This window comes from Salmonella sp. SAL4457, assembly GCF_046548235.1.
Taxonomy (GTDB): domain Bacteria; phylum Pseudomonadota; class Gammaproteobacteria; order Enterobacterales; family Enterobacteriaceae; genus Salmonella; species Salmonella enterica.
In genome coordinates, this window is record NZ_JBGDZO010000868.1 from 1 (window position 1) to 255 (window position 255).

1 protein-coding gene is annotated in these 255 nt (G+C 64.7%); it reads right to left on the reverse strand.

Translation table 11 applies throughout. From position 1 onward, the window contains the following. Positions 1–255 (reverse strand): AsmA family protein (locus ACLJNW_RS26665; protein WP_410961576.1); only part of this gene is annotated, 255 nt, incomplete at both ends.

Sequence of the window (255 nt, forward strand, 5' to 3'; positions counted from 1 at the left end):
GTTGAGGGTAGCGATGCCCTGGCAGAGCTGTTGCTCCAGGTTGGCGTCGGGCAGCACGCCGTTGATCAGGCTGAAGCGTGCGTTGCCGTTGAGATGGTCGATCCAGGATTTCTCGCTGTTGCCGCTGGTGCGGATGTCGGCATCGAGGTCGAGCAGCCCCTTCACCGGCGGTTTCTTGCCCTGGGCTTCGAGCAGGCGCTCCACCGGTACGTTGGCGATGTGCTTGGTGGCGGTCAGCACGGCGCTGTCCTGGCG